General features: G+C 46.2%; 17 protein-coding genes. 7 read left to right on the top strand and 10 right to left on the bottom strand.

What is annotated here, in order from left to right; translation table 11 throughout:
* Window positions 1–4 precede the first annotated feature (4 nt).
* On the bottom strand, window positions 5–643 hold the full coding sequence (locus tag ACZQK9_RS06370) for a zinc dependent phospholipase C family protein (RefSeq protein ID WP_483270024.1): 639 nt from the start codon (window positions 641–643) through the stop codon (window positions 5–7).
* Between the two features lie 11 nt (window positions 644–654).
* On the bottom strand, window positions 655–1,551 hold the full coding sequence (locus ACZQK9_RS06375) for a serine O-acetyltransferase (protein WP_483270025.1): 897 nt from the start codon (window positions 1,549–1,551) through the stop codon (window positions 655–657).
* Window positions 1,552–1,768: 217 nt separating this feature from the next.
* On the opposite strand from ACZQK9_RS06375, the gene mnmA reads away from it, so the two are divergent.
* Window positions 1,769–2,860 carry a tRNA 2-thiouridine(34) synthase MnmA gene (mnmA, locus tag ACZQK9_RS06380; RefSeq protein WP_483270026.1) on the top strand — a complete coding sequence of 364 codons (1,092 nt, stop codon included), beginning with the start codon at window positions 1,769–1,771 and terminating at the stop codon, window positions 2,858–2,860.
* A 202-nt stretch (window positions 2,861–3,062) separates the two neighbouring features.
* Here mnmA and ACZQK9_RS06385 read toward each other — a convergent pair whose 3' ends face one another.
* The 5 genes from ACZQK9_RS06385 to ACZQK9_RS06405 all read right to left on the bottom strand — a co-directional run bounded on the left by ACZQK9_RS06385 (window position 3,063) and on the right by ACZQK9_RS06405 (window position 8,942).
* Window positions 3,063–5,765 carry a DUF4125 family protein gene (locus ACZQK9_RS06385; RefSeq protein ID WP_483270027.1) on the bottom strand — a complete coding sequence of 901 codons (2,703 nt, stop codon included), beginning with the start codon at window positions 5,763–5,765 and terminating at the stop codon, window positions 3,063–3,065.
* Between the two features lie 30 nt (window positions 5,766–5,795).
* Complete coding sequence (locus tag ACZQK9_RS06390) at window positions 5,796–6,512, bottom strand: lysophospholipid acyltransferase family protein (RefSeq protein ID WP_483270028.1); 717 nt, start codon at window positions 6,510–6,512, stop codon at window positions 5,796–5,798.
* Between the two features lie 91 nt (window positions 6,513–6,603).
* Complete coding sequence (locus ACZQK9_RS06395; protein ID WP_483270029.1) at window positions 6,604–7,236, bottom strand: hypothetical protein; 633 nt, start codon at window positions 7,234–7,236, stop codon at window positions 6,604–6,606.
* Between the two features lie 133 nt (window positions 7,237–7,369).
* Window positions 7,370–7,999: a TIGR04100 family radical SAM protein gene (locus ACZQK9_RS06400; protein WP_483270030.1), complete on the bottom strand. Its 630-nt coding sequence runs from the start codon at window positions 7,997–7,999 to the stop codon at window positions 7,370–7,372.
* Window position 8,000: 1 nt separating this feature from the next.
* On the bottom strand, window positions 8,001–8,942 hold the full coding sequence (locus tag ACZQK9_RS06405; RefSeq protein ID WP_483270031.1) for a 3'-5' exoribonuclease YhaM family protein: 942 nt from the start codon (window positions 8,940–8,942) through the stop codon (window positions 8,001–8,003).
* A 150-nt stretch (window positions 8,943–9,092) separates the two neighbouring features.
* Between ACZQK9_RS06405 and ACZQK9_RS06410 the strand changes: the two genes are divergently transcribed.
* From ACZQK9_RS06410 to ACZQK9_RS06435, 6 genes are read left to right on the top strand one after another with little or no spacing between them, the layout of a single operon-like run.
* Window positions 9,093–9,803: a zinc ribbon domain-containing protein gene (locus ACZQK9_RS06410; RefSeq protein WP_483270032.1), complete on the top strand. Its 711-nt coding sequence runs from the start codon at window positions 9,093–9,095 to the stop codon at window positions 9,801–9,803.
* Between the two features lie 24 nt (window positions 9,804–9,827).
* A complete protein-coding gene (locus ACZQK9_RS06415) occupies window positions 9,828–12,263 on the top strand; it encodes an endonuclease MutS2 (protein ID WP_483270033.1) in 2,436 nt (811 codons plus the stop codon).
* A gap of 42 nt (window positions 12,264–12,305) precedes the next feature.
* The gene (locus ACZQK9_RS06420) at window positions 12,306–13,031 is read left to right on the top strand and encodes a response regulator transcription factor (RefSeq protein ID WP_178018236.1); all 726 of its coding nucleotides are present in this window, start codon (window positions 12,306–12,308) and stop codon (window positions 13,029–13,031) included.
* A 1-nt stretch (window position 13,032) separates the two neighbouring features.
* Window positions 13,033–14,469: a HAMP domain-containing sensor histidine kinase gene (locus tag ACZQK9_RS06425; protein WP_483270034.1), complete on the top strand. Its 1,437-nt coding sequence runs from the start codon at window positions 13,033–13,035 to the stop codon at window positions 14,467–14,469.
* A 57-nt stretch (window positions 14,470–14,526) separates the two neighbouring features.
* On the top strand, window positions 14,527–15,279 hold the full coding sequence (locus tag ACZQK9_RS06430; protein ID WP_483270035.1) for an AIM24 family protein: 753 nt from the start codon (window positions 14,527–14,529) through the stop codon (window positions 15,277–15,279).
* Between the two features lie 16 nt (window positions 15,280–15,295).
* Window positions 15,296–16,192 carry an AIM24 family protein gene (locus ACZQK9_RS06435; protein WP_483270036.1) on the top strand — a complete coding sequence of 299 codons (897 nt, stop codon included), beginning with the start codon at window positions 15,296–15,298 and terminating at the stop codon, window positions 16,190–16,192.
* Between the two features lie 451 nt (window positions 16,193–16,643).
* Here the strand turns inward: ACZQK9_RS06435 and ACZQK9_RS06440 are convergent, their stop codons facing one another.
* From ACZQK9_RS06440 to atpD, 3 genes are all read right to left on the bottom strand, one after another.
* Window positions 16,644–17,546 (bottom strand): DUF3137 domain-containing protein, encoded by a 903-nt coding sequence (locus tag ACZQK9_RS06440; protein ID WP_483270037.1) that lies wholly within the window; start codon window positions 17,544–17,546, stop codon window positions 16,644–16,646.
* A gap of 199 nt (window positions 17,547–17,745) precedes the next feature.
* Window positions 17,746–18,147, bottom strand: coding sequence for an ATP synthase F1 subunit epsilon (gene atpC / locus ACZQK9_RS06445; protein ID WP_177981267.1), 402 nt, complete (start codon window positions 18,145–18,147; stop codon window positions 17,746–17,748).
* A gap of 20 nt (window positions 18,148–18,167) precedes the next feature.
* Window positions 18,168–19,562: a F0F1 ATP synthase subunit beta gene (atpD, locus tag ACZQK9_RS06450; protein WP_021984545.1), complete on the bottom strand. Its 1,395-nt coding sequence runs from the start codon at window positions 19,560–19,562 to the stop codon at window positions 18,168–18,170.
* Window positions 19,563–19,564 lie beyond the last annotated feature (2 nt).

The following is a 19,564-nucleotide window of genomic DNA, read 5'->3' on the forward strand; positions in this document are numbered from 1 at the left end:
ATATTTACATTTTTTGCATATTCTTTCTTATTCCATTATATAGGATATTTTCCAAATAGGCAATACATACTGCCAGAATATGAAAACAATCGTGCAAAACCGTTCCATTTCCCTCCGATTCCTTCCGATACGAACGGTACAAACTGTTGAAGCTTGTCCGGGAAAAGCATTTATCTACCGCATCCCGCATATTCGGCAGGACTGCAAGCATATCCCGCATATAGATATGCAGTTGTTTCTCGTAGGCAATATGTGCAAAAAATCCCCCGGTGTACCGCATCGTATGTGGAAAAGTAAAACGATCCGCCAGATAATGTGTCGCCTTTCCAAGCCGGTAATAGTCATGCACCGACAGCTTCCCGCGCTTTTTTAGCTCATGGTACATCCGGTTGACAAAAAAACGGGAGCCTTCCGCCGTATGTCCACCGATCAGCATACGCCGGTGGTCATTTATCGACAAAGGTCCCGCATCTTTTTGTTGTCTATGGGCGCGTAGCAACTGAAAATATCCGTGGATGTATGAACATTTGTTAACATCCGGCATGATATTTCCAATTACAAATGCGTATTTTTTGGCTGGTTCTTCTATCTCAAATACACGTGCAAGATAATGCCCTAAGGCAAGGTGATCTTTGGTTTGCATAAATCGAATCCCTACTTCTGTTCTTTTATTTCCAGCTCCGGCTGCATCGAAGCGACCTTCGTGTTCGCCGGGATGGATGTTGTGACAAAAGAGTTTCCGGCTACAACAGAATTCTCACCGATCACAGTCTCGCCACCTAAGATAGTAGTATTCGCATAAATCACAACATTATTCTCGATCGTCGGATGACGCTTCACGCCGGAAAGCAGCTGTCCCTTCCGTGTGGAGAGCGCACCAAGCGTTACGCCCTGATAGATCTTCACATGATCGCCAATGGTCGTCGTCTCGCCGATGACGATTCCCGTACCATGATCGATACAGAAATATTCGCCGATCGTCGCACCCGGATTAATGTCGATTCCGGTCAGTCCGTGTGCATATTCCGTCATGATACGCGGAATATACGGTACATTTAACTCATACAGGACATGTGCATACCGATATACAAAAATCGTAAAAATCCCCGGATAAGAGAGGATGATATCCTGGTGATCCTTCGCCGCCGGATCGCCGTTAAACTCCGCATCCACGTCCTTTAGGATCATCGCCTGAATATCCGGAATCTTCGCGATAAATGTTGATGTATACTCCTCCGCTTTCGCACGGATCTCTGCATCAGCAAGCTCCTTGTTATCGAACTTTAACGCGACACGTACCTGCTTAAACAGCCGTTCATAGAGGATTGCCAGCGTGCTTCCCGCGAAATTATCCTTGGAAACATACGCCATATTTTCAGAGCCGAAAAATCCCGGAAATGTGACCGTGCGCAGCTCTTCTATGATTGAAATGATTGCGTCCCGGTTCGGTACACAATCACCGAGTGACATATCAAAAATCTTCTGTGCTTCGTAGTTTTCCTTCAGGCGCGCGGTTGCCTCCTGAATGGTTTTATTTACAATTGTTCCCATAATCTGCCTCCAATATCTATTCAAACCATAACCACCTCACACTATCAGATGCATATGCCGGCCTTGCATTTTATACCGGACGCATATATTGCATTTCTGTTCATACTATATTATGATATAGAAAAATTGCGCGGATGTGCAATGGTTATTTGTATTTTCAATATGTATACTATACTATTATAAAACAAAAAAGTCCAAGGAATTTTTCGGAGGAGCTATGAATAAGAAAGCATTGATTGCAATGAGCGGTGGTGTCGACAGCAGCGTGGCCGCCTTCCTTATGAAGGAGCAGGGCTACGAATGCATCGGTGCCACTATGAAATTATATCAAAACGATGACATCGTCATCAACAAGGAACATACCTGCTGTTCCCTAGATGACGTGGAAGATGCCCGCGCGATAGCACATTCGATGGGGATGGATCACTATGTCATGAACTTCAAGGAACATTTCAAGGAGCAGGTCATGGACAAGTTCGTGCACTGCTACGAATGTGGTATCACACCGAACCCCTGCATCGACTGTAACCGTTATCTAAAATTCGAATATCTGTACAAGCGGGCACAGGAGCTTGGAATGGATTATGTAGTTACCGGACATTATGCACAGATCGCTCAGGATGCGGCAACCGGTCGTTATCTCTTGAAGAAAGCGGTCGACCCGGGCAAAGATCAGAGCTATGTGCTTTATTCCCTGACGCAGGAGCAACTTGCACACACACAGTTTCCGCTCGGCGGCATGCCGAAAAGCGAGACACGTGCCATTGCGGAAGCACATGGATTTGTGAACGCAAAAAAACATGACAGCCAGGATATCTGCTTCGTGCCGGATGGAAACTATGCGAAATTCATCGAACAGCATGCGTGCAGGACGTATCCGGAAGGTGATTTCGTCGATGTCCACGGCAATGTCTTAGGGCGCCACAAGGGAATCATCCGCTACACGATCGGACAGCGCAAAGGACTTGGTCTGGCACTAAAGGAGCCGATGTATGTCATGGATGTTGACATCGAAAAAAATCAGGTTGTCCTCGGGAGAAACGAAGACCTCTTCTCGAAGCGTCTTGTCGCAGATGATGTGAATCTCATCTCAATCAACCATATCGATGCCCCAATCCGCGTCACGGCAAAGGTGCGTTATCGTCATACGGAAGCATCGGCAACCGTGAATCCACTTCCGGATGGAAAGATCGAAGTCATCTTCGACGAACCACAGCGCGCGATCACGAAAGGGCAGGCAGTTGTCCTCTATGATGGGGATATCGTCGTCGGTGGCGGCACGATCTGTGAGACAGAGAAATTATATTGACCTTATTCTCATATATGACGATCAACTACAAGAAAACACGGCAGTTTCCCGCCGTGTTTTCCTTTTATTCTTCAATTGTGATAACATCCTGCAGAATATAATCAAAGGTTGGTGCCGAGCAGTTCCATCAGCGGCAATAACCTCATTTAACTCAAACATCTGTACCCAGTCTTCGTCAATATATTTGAGGCGAAAAGCAACATTACAGCTGACGTTCTGCATCTTCTACTCCACCATACCCATACAGACATGCCATAGAATTCATGATGTCGTAGGTCAGATTGCCACCAGCCTGTGCAATATCGGTCACAAACTTTCCAAACAAGATAAACGTCCGGTCTCCATAAGCTGCAATATCCCTGCGCAATGCAGCCTCGATGGTTTCCTGTGCATCATTTGTATAGATAAACCGTACATAGCCTGCCATCTTCGGATAATTGTCGATAAATTTCTGTAACCAGTCTAACTGGATCTGCACCAGATCCTCCTCAATACCGATTCGTTTCTCACTTCGTTCTACCTGCAAAGCACTCCCCGCCTTGCAATCCTGTAGATAACTTACAAGCAGATCAGCCGACCATGCCAGGTACCGGCTCTTCCGCATAATAAAAAATGTATTCCAGTCATCCGGATAAATCGTACTTCCAAACAGCTTCCACTCCGCATCAATAATCGCTGCTATCGTCTCTTCGCGGTCGAACTGCGGTTCATTGCTCCATTCATGTGCCAGCCCCAGTTCTTCTTCAAGATCATATTTTGATTTCTCCGTTGTCTTTTCTCTTGCCGCCTGTTTTAAGTCGTTCACATACTCGCGGTAATTTGCCTCCATCTCAGCATCCTCCACCGCACCAAAATCACCACGATCCACACGCTGTACCAGGTCCTGCGCATAGACATCCAAAAACGTGTCCGTGCCCTTTACAACGCCCTGCATCTTAAGCTCCATCAACAGATATTCTGCGATATCTTCAAAGCATGACACGATTTCATCCTTATAATTTGTCTCGTAGGCACTGTACGAACGCCCTTCCCATGCCGCTGCCTGATTCGGAATCACCGCAATCCGGTCAAGAATCGGAGCCACACTGTCAATCAGCGACAGGCTCTGCAAGCCCTTTCGCATCCACTTATAATATGGCGCATATTTCTGATTCAGCAGATATATAATCTCCATTGTATACTGCATGCCCTTCGCCACACAGAGATTTGCTGTCACGTAATCCTGACGTGCCATCATACGTGCATAATTGGTCTGCGCCGTCTGCGCAAATCCATGCAGCTTCTCCGCCAGCCGCATCATCCATACCTTCGTCGGATAATATTCGAGCAGGCTTTCCCGAATCTTCGTAAATGCTCCCGCATCATCCCGGAATACCATACCATTCGTTGCAGCAGCAAGCTTCTCCTCTGATATCTGCTGCCAGCTATCCGGAAGAATATAGCCACCCTCTGCTGTTTTCTGTACCTTCACACCGAGCAGGTTCTCATAAAATTCCCGCACAGGCGAAACACCTCTTCTGTGCGACAACACTTTGTTTACGGAATTCGTCGGTGCTTCAATCCCATTTTCACGCAGGAATTCATCCCCGAAATCAATCAGAAGCTGCTCATAGGATTTCTGCAGCATACCGCCGATGCTCCGGTAATCTTCTTCCGATAACCAAAGGCAGAATCCTAGCGCAAAATCATGATCCCGCGAAATGGCATCATCATATCCAAAACATTCCGATCCTTCACCAACAAGACCGACTGCAATCCGCGCCTCATAATTCGGAAATTCCTCATGAATCATCTTCGCCCCATGCATCTCATAGAACCGCCTACAGATATGCAGCCAGTTATTCTCTGCATCCATCTGTATCGTATCCTCTGATAAGGTATCCACATAATCGGCTATTGTCTGTGCGTTTTCATCTGTTCCAATCTCCTGCGGAACATTTTCTGCCTGTGCCTCTCCCATATGAACAATATTTGTAAGATATTTGACGGAAGCGTTCGTTTTCATATCTGCGGTCAGAACCGCGGTCTGTTCTTCTTCCTCTTCTTTTTTCATCTGCTCTGCATAATACTTCGCCTGCTTGTAACGCTCTTCCATCTGTATATATGCATCAGATTTTCCGACATGCTTTTCAACTTCCTGCATTGCCTGCATATAATAATCGGCGCCCTGCACATACGCTTCCCGCATACAGAGTGCATCGCCCATTGCGGCAAGTGCCGTGCTGTAATGATAATCACGTTTTCCATCCCATTCAAAGATTCGAAGTGCACGTTCCAGACACTGCAAAGCTTCCTCATACATGGTAGATGCCGTTGTTCCATCCACACGCTGTCCATTTGCTCCCATCGCTGCCCCACCTGCCAGCTGTAACAACACCTGTGCCAGGTTACAGCGCGTTGTCGCCTGCTCCATCCACGCATTCTGCTGCATATCTACAACCGCGAGTGCGCGTCGGAATGTCTCCTCCGCTTTCTTCAGTTCTCCGCTGCCCTGATAGACAAACGCCCAGTTGTTGTAGAGTGTTGCAAAACGGTAATCTCCCGCCGAAAGCTTCTCCCGGTAGATGACTTCCACACGTTCAAACAGACTCTGTGCTTTCATATAATATCCAAAAATCCGGTACGCATTTGCAACATTTAACAGACTCGTTGCGTATTCTACCGTACCTTCCAGTCCCATCTTTACAAGCGTATCCTCAATATCTGCACAATAGCGAAGCCCTTTCGCATTCTGGTTCGTATCGCGGCATAATCCCATCATTTCATTCAGCAAAGAAAGTGCCGATGCATAATCCCGCTCATCCATCGCCACTTCAATATTGGTTGTCAGGAACTCCTCTATATCCTCCAGAGAATGTGTTCCAAACATATTATCATAATCCATCAACACCTGATTGATATCCATCGGTCGTACCTCCTCTTTTCCCGAATGTTCCTACGCACACGCCTTTAGCTGCATCGCATCGACAATGCGGCTTCGTACCAGCTTCGCAATCTGCTCCGTTGTAAGCCCCTCATATTCTTCCGGATAGATTGCTGGCAGAAAATGTACCTGTGTTCTGACACGCCGCAGTGAATTGATCTCAAATGGTTTATAGGAATCCACCAAAAGCACCGGAACTATCGGACAATTTGCGCGCACTGCACATTTGAACGCCCCCGGCATGAATTCCTTGATCGCATTCCGGTTATGAAAATATCCACCCTCCGGAAACACAATATATCTTCTACCCTTTTTTACTTCTTTTGTCACCTTCCGAACCGCCTCGACCTGACTTTTAATGTCCGTCTTATCAATCCGACAGCCATCAATCAATGTAATAAACTGATCGACAATAATCATCTTTGAACGCTTTGCGTCCATCATAACCGTGCAAGGCTTTTTATGTGCATCCATAATTCCAAGTGCATCATATTTTCCCTGATGGTTGGCATACAACACATAGCCACCCTCCGCTGGCAGGTTCTCCACGCCCGTCACGTTCGTCCGGATTCTGCCATTCCGTTTCATAACATGAATCACACGCAGTGCCACGCGATAGCGATCTGCCTCCGAATAGCGTTCCGCGTTCTTCTCTATATAACTCCCCTTCGCCAGATAATAAATAATATAAGGCAAAGAAATAATAATCACATACCAAAATCGCAGCATTTTCTCTCTCCGTCAAAAAAATAAAAGGATCTTGTCAAAGACCCTTTTATTTTAACACTGAATCGTTAGAAATAGCAAACCTTTTGTGCATTTATTCACTCTGTTTTGACTTGTAATATTCTTCAAACAGTTTATTTGCCGCATCCAATGTTTTGTTACTGATATCCGGCAGATCTCTGCCCCATGCGGAGGTTGCCTGCTTAAAGCCTTTCTCCATCGCGTGCTGCATCTGGCGCATCTTATCCTCATCGTCGCCGGCGAGAGCACTTGCAAAGTCAAACAATCTCTGTGAGGTCTGCTTGACACCCCAATATCCATCTTCAGAAACATCCTCCTGCGCTTGTGCCTTTGCAGCAGCATCCACAGTAAAGTTTCCATTTGCAAAGATCTTCCAGATAGAGTCGTCTCCGTTTGCAATTCCGTACGTTCCAGCCTGCTTACCAAGCATCTGTGATACGAGATTTGTGAAACTGGTCTGTCTGCTCTCCTGGTCCGCTTTGAGTTGCTTTACCAAAGCTGCGCGGTCTTCCTTGCTCATCTTGTTGATGGAATATGGTGCCTTGGCACTTTCCTGCGTGTTCTTCTCGTAAACCGCATCCTTCTTCTCTGTCTCAGCAGGAGCCTTCTTCTCAGATGTCTCCGCAGCCTTCGCTGTTACACTGTAATCAGAAATGTTCTCACTCGCAGCCTGCATACCTGCCATTGCGTTTACCGTCATTCCCATGTTCTTTTCTCTCCTTCCTTAGAATTGTGCGCACATCCTTGTGCTTTTGGAGATAATTCCCATCTCTATTTATACTATCGGTGATTTATCGTGTATAGTTAACCTGCCTGCCACAAATCATTTACCAGACACATTAATGAAATGGCCGAATCCGGTAAGTAACTCCCAATTCATCACAGATTGCCCGGCATTTTGCCTCTTCTTCCCTCGTGATCGTCGTCTCCACAGTACTTAAGATTACCTTTGGCACATAGCGCTTCACATCCTTTGCGAATTTCAACATTGCCTCAAAGGAACCATCCCCGAACTTGCTCCGAACGATCTCCTGATACCGCTTCGCATCCGGCGTGTTCAGACTGATAGAGATTGTGTCGATCAGACCTGCAAACTTCGGCGTGATATCTTCCTTCCAGATCAGGTTTCCAAGACCGTTTGTATTAATTCGGATCGGCTTATCGTAATGCGCCTTCAGATATTTTGCAATTTCAAGCAGTGCATCCAGTCGTTCGGTCGGCTCGCCAAATCCACAAAATACGATTTCTTCATACGGCGCAACATCTGTTTTCTTGAATTCCGCAATCACTTCCTCCACACTTGGCTCATGCTCCAGCCATAGAGGTGCATCATTCACCTCCGATACATGGTCACGGGTCTGTCTCTCGCAGAACGTACATACACACGGACAGCGGTTCGTCAGATTCACATACAGTCCATTATGCACTTTATATAATATTGTCATTGCTTTCCTTACTTCATTACCCATCTTACTCACCAGTCAATCTTACATTACTTTCAAACATCCGGTTAAATCCAAGCCATTCCGTCTTATCCGCATTCTCCCGGATAATCTCGGTAAATGTCTGCAATTTTGCATCCATATTGTCGGCATGTGCAAGTGCCATCGCCTCGATCAGTGCCGGCTTCTTCGGAGATCCATATTCCAGTTCTCCGTGATGCGCCAGGATGCAGTGCTTCAGCTCATTTGCAAGCTTCAACGGGAATCCCGGAATCTCACGAACCTTATCCGCAATCATCATGGTGCCCATCACGATATGTCCAACTAACTGTCCCTCGTCGGTGTAATCATTCTGTGGAAAATCGGAAATCTCATCAACCTTACCGATGTCGTGGCAGATTGCTGCTGTCACAAGCAGATCGTGATTGACAACCGGATAATTGGCGGCAATATACTCACATAATTTTGCAACCGACAATGAATGCTCCAGCAGACCTCCGATAAATCCATGATGGATGGATTTGGCTGCGGAATGCTTCTTGAATTTTTCCGCAAATGTCTTGTCCTCCACAAAGAACATTTCCAATAGTTTATGTAAATACTGATTTTTTACACCCTGAATCAGTCCCAGTAATTCCTGATACATCGTATCAATATCTTTGGTTGAACATGGCATATAATCTGCCACATTATATTCTCCCTCGTCAGCCACGCGCACACGTTTGACATTCAGCTGCAATGCGCCGTTAAAGCTTGTTACCTGTGCATCGACGCGGATGTAATTCATCGGTTCAAAATGTGCAATCGCATTTGAAAGCTCCCAGATCTTCGCGTCCACCGTTCCCGTCTTATCCTGAAGCTGCAAAGAGTAATATGTCTTTCCAGCCTTTGTCTTCGCTACCACTTTATTTTTACAGAGATAGATTTCCGATACCATCTCTCCATCACGCAATTCTTTGATATAATTCATGTTCTTCCTTCCTCCATCCTGCACTTTGCTCCTCCCTATTTATAACACTTATATGTGCTTTTCGCAAGCGTATATACATAGGATAATTCTTGTCAGTCCCCGAAATATATGCTATCTTAAATCTATACTATTTTTAAGGAGTGTGATTCTATGAATTGTCCAACTTGTGGAGCTGCTCTCGCAGACGGTACAACATCCTGCCCTGCTTGCGGTGCACCAATTATTCAACCAGCAAATACAAACAACATGCCATATCAACAACCGGATATAAACTACAATCAGGCGCAATACCAGCAGCCTCAGACAGACTATAATCAGTCGCAGTACCAGCAGCCTCAGGCAAACTATAATCAGGCGCAGTACCAGCAGCCTCAGGCAAACTATAATCAGCCAAATTACAATCAGATGCCATATGCAAATTCTGCTGCCTATGCACCAGCTGGCGCAAAGTTCAAGCGGAAATTCAATGCCGGACATTTTGCAGTGATGGGCGGAAGCCTGTTCTGTCTGATCTCCGTCTTTCTTCCGTTCCTGACTGTTTCCCTTTTTGGATACAGTGAATCCATGTCATTATTTAAGGACGGAGAAGATGGTGTCATCTTTTTAATAACGGCAATCGTGATCATTGCCCTGTCCATGCTACGGGTAAATACATTGAATATTATCCTGACCCTGATTCAGGGAATTTTTGCAGTTTATGAAACTATGAGCGCAAAAGACGAGCTTTCCGATTATGGTTCTATGGTTCAGTACGGCGCTGGTTTCTATCTGCTTCTGATTGGCGGTATTGTTGCATTTGTTGGTGCCATTATCGGGTTGGTGCTGCATATCAATGCAAAAAAATCGTTTAATCAGGTCTAATATACTTTTATAAAGGAAAGAACCATGAACAAACGAAGCTTACGAATCTTAGAGTTCACGAAAATATTATCAATGGTCAATGAGTACGCCGTATCCCCTATGGCGAAACGGCGTATCGACCGCATGAAACCACAGCGCGATATCGACGTTATCCGCAAACTACAGGAGGAGACAAATGACGCCCTGAATCGCCTGAATCGCCACGGAAATATCAGTTTCTCCGGTTTGCGCGACATTGGTGCATCCATCAAACGCCTGGAGGTACAGGGTACACTCACTTCCCAGGAGCTGCTTGACATCGCAGCTGTTCTGCAGGTCGCAAAAGCCGCCAAACAGTACGGCGATGGTTCCGATCTGACCGAGGCACTTGCAAGCCGCAATCAGGAACCGGTGTCACAGACAACCAGCGATTCCCTGACTGAGCGTTTCAACATGCTGCTGCCACTCGAGCATATCTCATCCGAAATCACGCGCTGTATCTTATCCGAAAATGAATACGCGGACGACGCAAGCTCCGAGCTGAAGAACATCCGACGGGAAATTCGTCTTACCAATGACAAGCTGCATCAGCAGTTAGATAAAATTATCAAAAGCGACACAAACCGTGATCAATTACAGGATTCTCTGATTACCATGCGAAATGGCAGATACTGTATTCCGGTCAAGCAGGAATACCGTTCGAAATTCCCGGGCATGATCCATGACCAGTCCTCGACCGGCTCCACGCTTTTCATCGAGCCCATGGCTGTCGTCAATCTGAACAACCAGATCAAGGAACTCGCGAACGAAGAATTACTAGAGATTGAGAAAATACTGGAGACTTTAAGTGCGCAGGCAGCTGCTTATGTCTCCGATATCGCCTATGATCTGGAATTATTGACCGATCTGGACTTTATATTTGCCAAAGCGAAATTCGCCCGCGCAACGAACAGCACAAGACCAATTTTCAATACCGACGGTATCATCGACATCCGGCAGGGACGCCATCCATTGCTGGAGAAGCACTCGGTTGTACCTGTTGATATCCGGCTTGGTGAGACATACAACCTGCTCATTATCACAGGTCCAAATACCGGTGGTAAAACCGTATCCCTAAAGACACTTGGACTGTTCTCCCTCATGGGGCAGGCCGGTCTGCATATCCCGGCGATGGAGGAATCCCGTCTGGCTGTCTTTGACGATATCTTCGCCGATATCGGTGATGAGCAGAGCATCGAGCAGAATCTGTCGACGTTCTCCTCACACATGAGCAACATCGTCTATATCGTACAACACGCAACACCTAACACGTTATGTCTGTTCGATGAACCGGGCGGAGGAACCGATCCGGTCGAAGGTGCGGCACTGGCTGTTTCCATCTTAAATTATCTGAAAAGCATGGGCGCCCGCTGCATGGCAACGACACATTACAGCGAATTAAAAACATACGCCCTTTCCACCGATGGTGTGGAAAATGCATCCTGTGAATTTGATGTGGCAACCCTGCGTCCGACCTATCGTCTGACAATCGGTATTCCGGGAAAATCGAACGCATTTGCCATCGCAAGTAAGCTTGGTCTGCCGGATTATATCATCAACTCCGCAAAAGAACAAATTGACAGCGATGCCATCGACATGGAAACTCTGCTCGCAGATCTCGAAACAAGCAAGCGTTCCATGCAGGAGGACGAAAAGGCAATTGAAGCTTACAAACAGGAAATTGAATCGCTGAAAGAATCGTTACAGAAAAAAGAAGAAAATCTCGATACGAAGAAAGCCGAGATTCTGAAAAAAGCAAGGGAAGAAGCCAGAGATATTATCGAAGAAGCCAAGGATGTGGCAGATCAGACGATACGAGATTACAACAAATGGCGCAACAACCCACATAAGGCAGACATGCGGACGATGGAAGAACAGCGAAGCAGGCTGCGGGGCAAGATCAAGGATTACGAGAAATCCGGAGCCTCTGAGACAAAGAAACAGACCTCGAATCACAAGGCATCTGATTTCCATATCGGTGACACAGTACAGGTACTCAGCATGGGGACGCGTGGCACAATTACAAAGCTGCCGGACAACAAGGGGATTGCAGGTGTACAGATGGGTATCTTAAATTCCATGTTACCAATCTCCGACCTGCTGATCATCCCGGAAAGCACCGTGTCAGTAAATGGAACCAAACAAAAATATGTCGGCAAGCGCGCCGGCGGGGATCATACATCTGTGGGCAAATCTATGACATTCTCACCGGAACTGAATGTCATGGGAAAAACCGTGGACGAAGCATGCTTTGAGATTGACAAATATCTGGATGATGCGGTTTTGGCACACATTTCCCGTGTCACGATCATCCACGGAAAAGGAACCGGAGCTTTGCGCAAGGGCATCTGGCAATATCTGAAGAAACATCCACTTGTACAGTCATATCGTTCTGGCGAATTCGGCGAGGGCGAATATGGTGTTACGATCGTCGAACTATAAACGATCTGCAATCACACAACAGTCTTTAATTTGGAGGGGAACATGGACAAACAACGAATCCTGATCGTCGATGACGACGAAAACATCGCAGAGCTTATCTCTCTGTATTTGCTAAAGGAATGCTTTGCAACTGAAATCGCATACACAGGCAGGGACGCGCTTGCACTTGCAGCAGCCTTCAACCCTGACCTTATTTTGCTCGATATCATGCTCCCGGATATTGATGGCTATGAAGTCTGCACGGAAATCCGCAGGACACGCCAGACACCGATCATCATGCTTTCTGCAAAGGGAGAAGTATTTGACAAAGTACTTGGCTTAAAGCTCGGTGCTGATGATTACATGATCAAACCGTTCGATTCCAACGAACTGGTAGCAAGAGTCAAGGCTGTTTTACGCCGTACTTCTATGACTCCTGTCGTAGCATCCACGGCACCTGCAAGCATCGCAGAAGTGACTGATCATCAGGGGGAATTTGTCGAATACGATGGACTGCTCATCAATATGACAAACTACACCGTAACCGTAGATGGCGAATCCGTGGAAATGCCTCCAAAGGAGCTGGAGCTTTTATATTTCCTTGCCAAGAGACCAAACCAGGTATTCACACGTGACCAGCTTCTGGATCGTCTATGGGATTATGAATATGCCGGTGACTCCCGAACCGTGGATGTACACATCAAACGTCTACGTGAAAAAATAAATGAAAACCACAACTGGTCCATCTCTACCGTCTGGGGCAAGGGATACAAATTTGAGGTAAAGTAACATGACATTACGACACTCTCTTTTTGATAAAATTTTTATGAGTTTTCTGGTGATCTTCACCGTATGTTTTGGATTTATTGTACTCTATGCCTCAAATGTCACAAAAAACATGCTGGTCGATGAGCGTACTGAAGTATTGACAAACGAAGCATTTTTGATTGCAGACCAGACCGTGACCGGATATATCCAGGGGATCTACACCGAAGACGATTTGCAAAAAAGTCTCCGTTATTACAGTGATACTTTAAATGCCAGTATCTGGGTTACAGACGAAAAGGGCATCATCTATGGTTTTGCCAATGCCAAAGGACATCCGGATAACCCAAAAAATATCTTTCTAATCAATCCGGATTTTGATATTGATACCGCACAATCCTTCAATGGTAGTTTTTTTGATACCTTTGATGGAGATGTTATCTCGGTTGCGATTCCAATCCGGACGAACAACCAACCAAACGGCATGCTGCTGATTCATTCTACCGTAGAACAGCTGCACATTATCCAGGAGAAGATCGTCAAACTGATTTATGCTCCATATCTCTTTATGATTATCATTTCCTTTGCTTTGCTTGGTATCATCTCGGGTAAAGTCATGCGTCCAATCCGGAAAATCAACTCCGTAGCAGAGCAATATTCAACCGGTAATTTTGATACGCCGATGGATATTCATTCTGCTGATGAGATCGGACAGCTTGCTTCCACACTGGAATATATGGCTTCCGAGCTGGAAAAGCTGGACGATTACCGAAAAGCGTTTATCTCCAATATATCCCACGATTTCCGCTCTCCGCTCACCTCGATCAAAGGCTATATCGAGGCAATTCAGGACGGAACAATCCCTCCGGAGAAACAAAGTCATTACCTGGATATCGTCGTACAGCAGACCAACCGATTGACGAAGCTTACCTCCAGCCTTTTGGAACTGAACAACTACGATTCCTATGGCATCTGGCTTGTATGCAAGGATTTTGACATCGTCGAGCTTGTTTTATCCGCGATTAATTCCTTCGAGGGACGCTGCATCGAAAAACAGATTGCAATCCGGCTGAATAATCACACGGAACATTCGGTTGTCCACGCGGACAAGACGAAGATCGAACAGGTTATCTATAATCTGCTTGATAACGCGATCAAATTTACGCCGAACGGTAAATCAATTTACGTGACATTATCGGAAAAACATAATAAAATTTTTGTATCTGTAAAGGATGAGGGATGTGGTATTCCGAAGGATTCCCTGAACCGTGTATGGGTTCGTTTTTACAAGGCGGACCGTTCCCGCGGCAAAGATAAGCAGGGCACCGGTCTCGGGCTTGCAATCACCAAGGAAATCATTAAGGCACACAACGAGAATATCAATGTCGTAAGCACGGAGGGTGTCGGCAGTGAATTTACGTTTTCACTGTCAAAGGCGACAACCGATTCTGAACAATCATAAGAATAACCGGTCCTGCGCAACGCGTAAATCTATAAGACCGGATAAGGGGAGGTATTTATGTTTAGTATCAACAATCTTTTCAACAACGCCAACATGCAGTGTATCAACCAGCTCGGACAGTATCGTGTCTTTGAACACCAGAAGGATCTGTCAGTTTCTCCATACAACGCAGAAACTGCATATTTTTCTGCAGAGATGAATGTACGCCGCCGCCAGGTTTTGGTCGAGCTGAACAACACATCCTGCAAATTACAGGCAGGTGCCATGCAGTGGATACTCGGAAATGTATCCATGCAATCCGGTGTAAGTGCTGGTAATTTCCTCGGCAAAGCACTCGGTGCAGCCGTAACCGGTGAGACAATGTCCAAACCGGAATACACCGGTCAGGGTTATGTTATGTTAGAGCCAACCTACAAGCACATCCTGCTTGTCGATGTGGCACAGTGGGGGCAGATCGTACTCGAGGATGGTTTGTTCCTTGCCTGCGACAGCACATTACAGCATAAGGTTGTCAGCCGTAAGACACTTTCCTCTGCTGCGCTCGGTGGAGAGGGCTTATTTAACCTGAGCCTTTCCGGACAGGGTATCGCTGTATTGGAAAGCCCGGTTCCACAGCAGGAGCTTATCATGTTCAATCTGCAGGATGACGAGGTTAAGATTGACGGAAATATGGCAATCGCATGGTCCGGCTCTTTGAATTTCACGGTTGAAAAATCTTCAAAATCGCTGATCGGTTCGGCTGTTTCCGGCGAAGGTCTGGTCAATGTATATCGTGGTACCGGTTCGATTCTGATGGCACCAACCGCATAAGAGGAGGGGGACATATATGGTAAGTCAAAGCTTATTAAATAACACAAATGTACAGGTTACCTCTGCTCTTGGCGGCATGCAGGTACTGGAATATGTGCAGGACATGAGTGTCAGCCCGTCTACCTCGAAGCTGCAGTACTACATGTCCCGCATGAATGTCAACAAGCGTCAGCTTCTGCTTAATCTCAACGGAAATGGTTACACCGTTCAAGCCGGTGCCATGCAGTGGATGGCAGGTCAGATACAGATGGAAAGCGGCGTCAAAGGCGTTGGAGGTTTCTTAAGTGGTATGGCAAAGGCTGCCGTCACAAAGGAGACGATTGCAAAGCCGATCTACACCGGCTATGGGCAGGTCATGTTAGAGCCAACTTATCGTCATATCCTGCTTACGAATCTGCAGGAATGGGGTGGCAGTGTTGTCCTGGATGACGGATTGTTTCTCGCCTGTGACAATACCATTACACAGAAGGTTGTCGCAAGAAGTAACCTCTCTTCTGCTGTATTCGGTGGTGAAGGATTATTCAATCTGAGTTTGAATGGTACAGGTATATGTGCTTTGGAAAGCATCGTTCCAAGAAATGAGATTATCGAGGTTGTACTCGACAATGATATGATGAAGATCGATGGAAATATGGCAATTGCATGGTCATCCTCTTTGGATTTTACAGTTGAGAAATCTTCCAAATCTTTGGTTGGCTCTGCTGTATCCGGTGAAGGTCTGGTTAATGTATATCGTGGTTCCGGCAAGATCTGGCTTGCACCGGTATTGGAGACAGGCGGTTCGGCTGGTGTCAGCAGCCCACAGAATGCAGGTGAGACAGCGTCCGAGGGAAAGACAGGTTCGGCAGCCGCCAGAAATGATACGATGAGTAAGATTGAGAAGTTCGGGAAACTGATGGATAAATTTAGTTGATGACGGACGATAATTGCGATTTTTAGAAGATGAAGAGTTTGGGAGTATACAATTTTCATATAGGGTATCATAGAAAAAGGTATTCATGAAGATATAATGTATTGCAGTTAAGAATTATTAAGTGCCCCTAATTTATATTTTAGTACTATACGCAACCGTTGCCAATTCGCCATCCATGGCTCAGTGGCAACTTGCTTGAACGTCCTGTTCAAGCATTGCTTATATTGAAGGGGCACTAATTAATTCTAAAACTGCAAACATATCATATCTTTCATGAGTACCTTTTTACTATCTGATACCCTATATGAAAATTATTGATCTGCAACCTTTATATTATTTTTTACATCGCAATTATCTGTCTGTCGACCTCCTGCTTATATGCATTACTTCGCCATGATTACACTAATCTTCTACTCTCCTTTTACTTCCGATAAAGACTGATATGTCATCTCTATATTATATCTATGAGATTATCGAATATCTGCAGCAGTTCTGCGAGTTCTTTGCGGCATTTCTCCCTATATTCGTCCATGCCATCGTTTACATTGATATCTTTCATTTCGAACAGGTCCTCATCATTGTATATTGCGGCAACGAGCTGATTTCCCGCGAATTCCAGATAGGTATCTTTCGGAAGCTGCAGTATGCTGAGGATTGCATCCGGTGGCAATATGCTTCCTGCAAGCTGTTCGTCAGTTGCCAAAGTCGTAAATCTCCGGTCAAAATCTGTATTTCCAAGCCGGATTGCTTCTGCCGGTTTCTTCCCGCCTTTCCGCTCAATGACATGAACGACACCGTCTATATTATGTGGAAGGACTATGGTCACAAACGGTCCCCGGAATCGCGTCACTGCAGAAGATGATCCCGGTCTGTCCGGATCCATGTTGTCGCTTCGCCACCTCAGGCAAAGATCGCAGTACGTGATCTCTGCACCTCTGTAGATCGCATGGAAGTAATCGGAGCCGGTCACTTCATTATATTCCGGCAGGAGCTTGCAGTTCTTCAGGAAATCTTCGTTCGTATGCCCGGTCGGCATATATTCCAGTACCTGCATCTGTTCTTCCAATACGCCCCGCACGGCACACTGTCCGATCAGCTCCTTCATCTGTTTCTCTATATTTGCAGCAATTAATGCTATGACAAATCCAATCATAATGGAAACAACCGCAATTCCAGTCAGCCGGTAGGTCCACGTCGAATCTTCCGCCCCGCAGAATGCAGGAATAAACGGTGCTGCCAGCATAGGCAGGAAAACCCAGCAAAGCTTTGTCAATATCTTGTACGTTCGTTGTTTGGATTTGAGCTTTGCTTCCAATTCATTCCTGTTTTGACCTTCATCCGTTTTCTCACTCATATCGTCTTCCTCCCATACTTGCTCCGCACACGCTAATTGGAGTTTTTCTCTTATTTTACTATTTTACCCCCAATCCGCTTGATTCTCAACCCTTTCCGATTGGAGCATCTCCCCTATTTTGCCACTCTTGCTCCTGGTCGCATGCAGACATAATAAAAAACGCATCTTTCGATGCGTTTTTTGTCTGACTAAGATTAAATTACACTTTCTTTGTCATCTCCAGACGAAGCATCGCACGCTTCAGTGCAAGTTCCGCCCGGTCGATATCCTGTGAGTTGTCATGGATGCGGCGCTCCGCACGAATCTTTGCTTCCTCGGCACGACGAATGTCGATTTCATCCGGCCATTCGACCGACTCAGCCAGAATCGTGACAGAATCGCCAAGGATCTCCGCGAAACCGGAATGCAAAGCCGCTTCCTTGTCACCACCATCTTCCCGAATCTTCAGGACACCCGGTGCAACAACCACCGTCATAGGTATATGTTTTGGGTACAGTCCGATGATGCCCTCAATCGTATTAAACTCAAGGAAAGAAGCTTCCCCTTCGTAAAATACCCGTTCCGGTGCGATCACACGAACCATCATTTTATTTTCTGCCATGTATACCACCTAATTTATTTCTACTTCTTGCACTTCGCAAGTACGTCGTCGATACTTCCGGCATTTAAGAAATAGCTCTCCGGAATATCGTCATGCTTACCTTCCAGAATCTCCTTAAAGCTCTGAATCGTATCAGACAGCGGAACGTATTTACCAGGAAGTCCTGTAAACTGCTCTGCTACATGGAATGGCTGTGACAGGAACTTCTGTACCTTTCTTGCTCTGGCAACAACGATCTTATCCTCCTCGGAAAGCTCATCCATACCAAGGATTGCGATGATATCCTGCAATTCCTTGTACTTCTGCAGAATCTCCTGTACACCACGTGCCACCTTGTAATGCTCCTCGCCAACCACTCTTGGATCGAGGATTCTGGAAGTAGACTCCAGAGGATCTACCGCTGGGTAGATACCAAGCTCTACGATGGAACGGGAAAGTACCGTTGTCGCATCCAGGTGTGCGAATGTAGTTGCAGGTGCAGGGTCTGTCAGGTCATCGGCTGGCACATAGACCGCCTGTACCGATGTGATAGAACCATTCTTTGTCGAAGTGATACGCTCCTGCAATGCGCCCATCTCTGTCTGCAGGGTTGGCTGGTAACCAACGGCAGAAGGCACACGTCCAAGCAGTGCGGATACCTCCGAACCAGCCTGTGTAAAACGGAAGATATTGTCGATGAACAACAATACATCCTTTCCAACCTGATCACGGAAATACTCTGCCATCGTAAGGCCTGTCAGACCAACACGCATTCTTGCTCCTGGCGGTTCATTCATCTGACCAAATACCATCGTTGTCTTCTCGATAACGCCGGATTCGATCATCTCGTAATACAGGTCATTTCCTTCTCTTGTTCGCTCACCAACACCGGTAAATACAGAATATCCACCGTGCTCTGTCGCGATATTTGTGATAAGCTCCTGAATCAATACTGTCTTACCAACACCGGCACCACCGAACAAGCCGATCTTACCACCCTTCTGATAAGGGCAAAGCAAATCAACGACCTTAATACCGGTTTCCAGAATCTCTGTCTCGGTTGACTGCTCTGAAAACTCTGGTGCTTTTCTATGGATTGGAAGGTAAGTATCTACCTTTGGAGCCGGTTTATTGTCAATCGGCTGTCCCAACACGTTGAACATACGTCCCAGTGTTGCTTCACCGACAGGTACAGTAATCGGCGCGCCGGTACCAACCGCTTCCATACCACGTACGAGACCATCTGTCGGTCCCATCGCGATACAACGAACGGTGTCATCCCCTAAGTGCTGGGATACTTCGGCGTACAGTGTGTCACCGCTCTTTGTGGCTATCGTTATCGCATCGTGAATCTCAGGCAGTTTACCTTCGGTAAACTTCGCATCGATAACGGCACCGACAATCTGGGTAACCTTACCTACATTTGTATCTGCCATTT

It is taken from the genome of Wujia sp., from assembly GCF_056872695.1.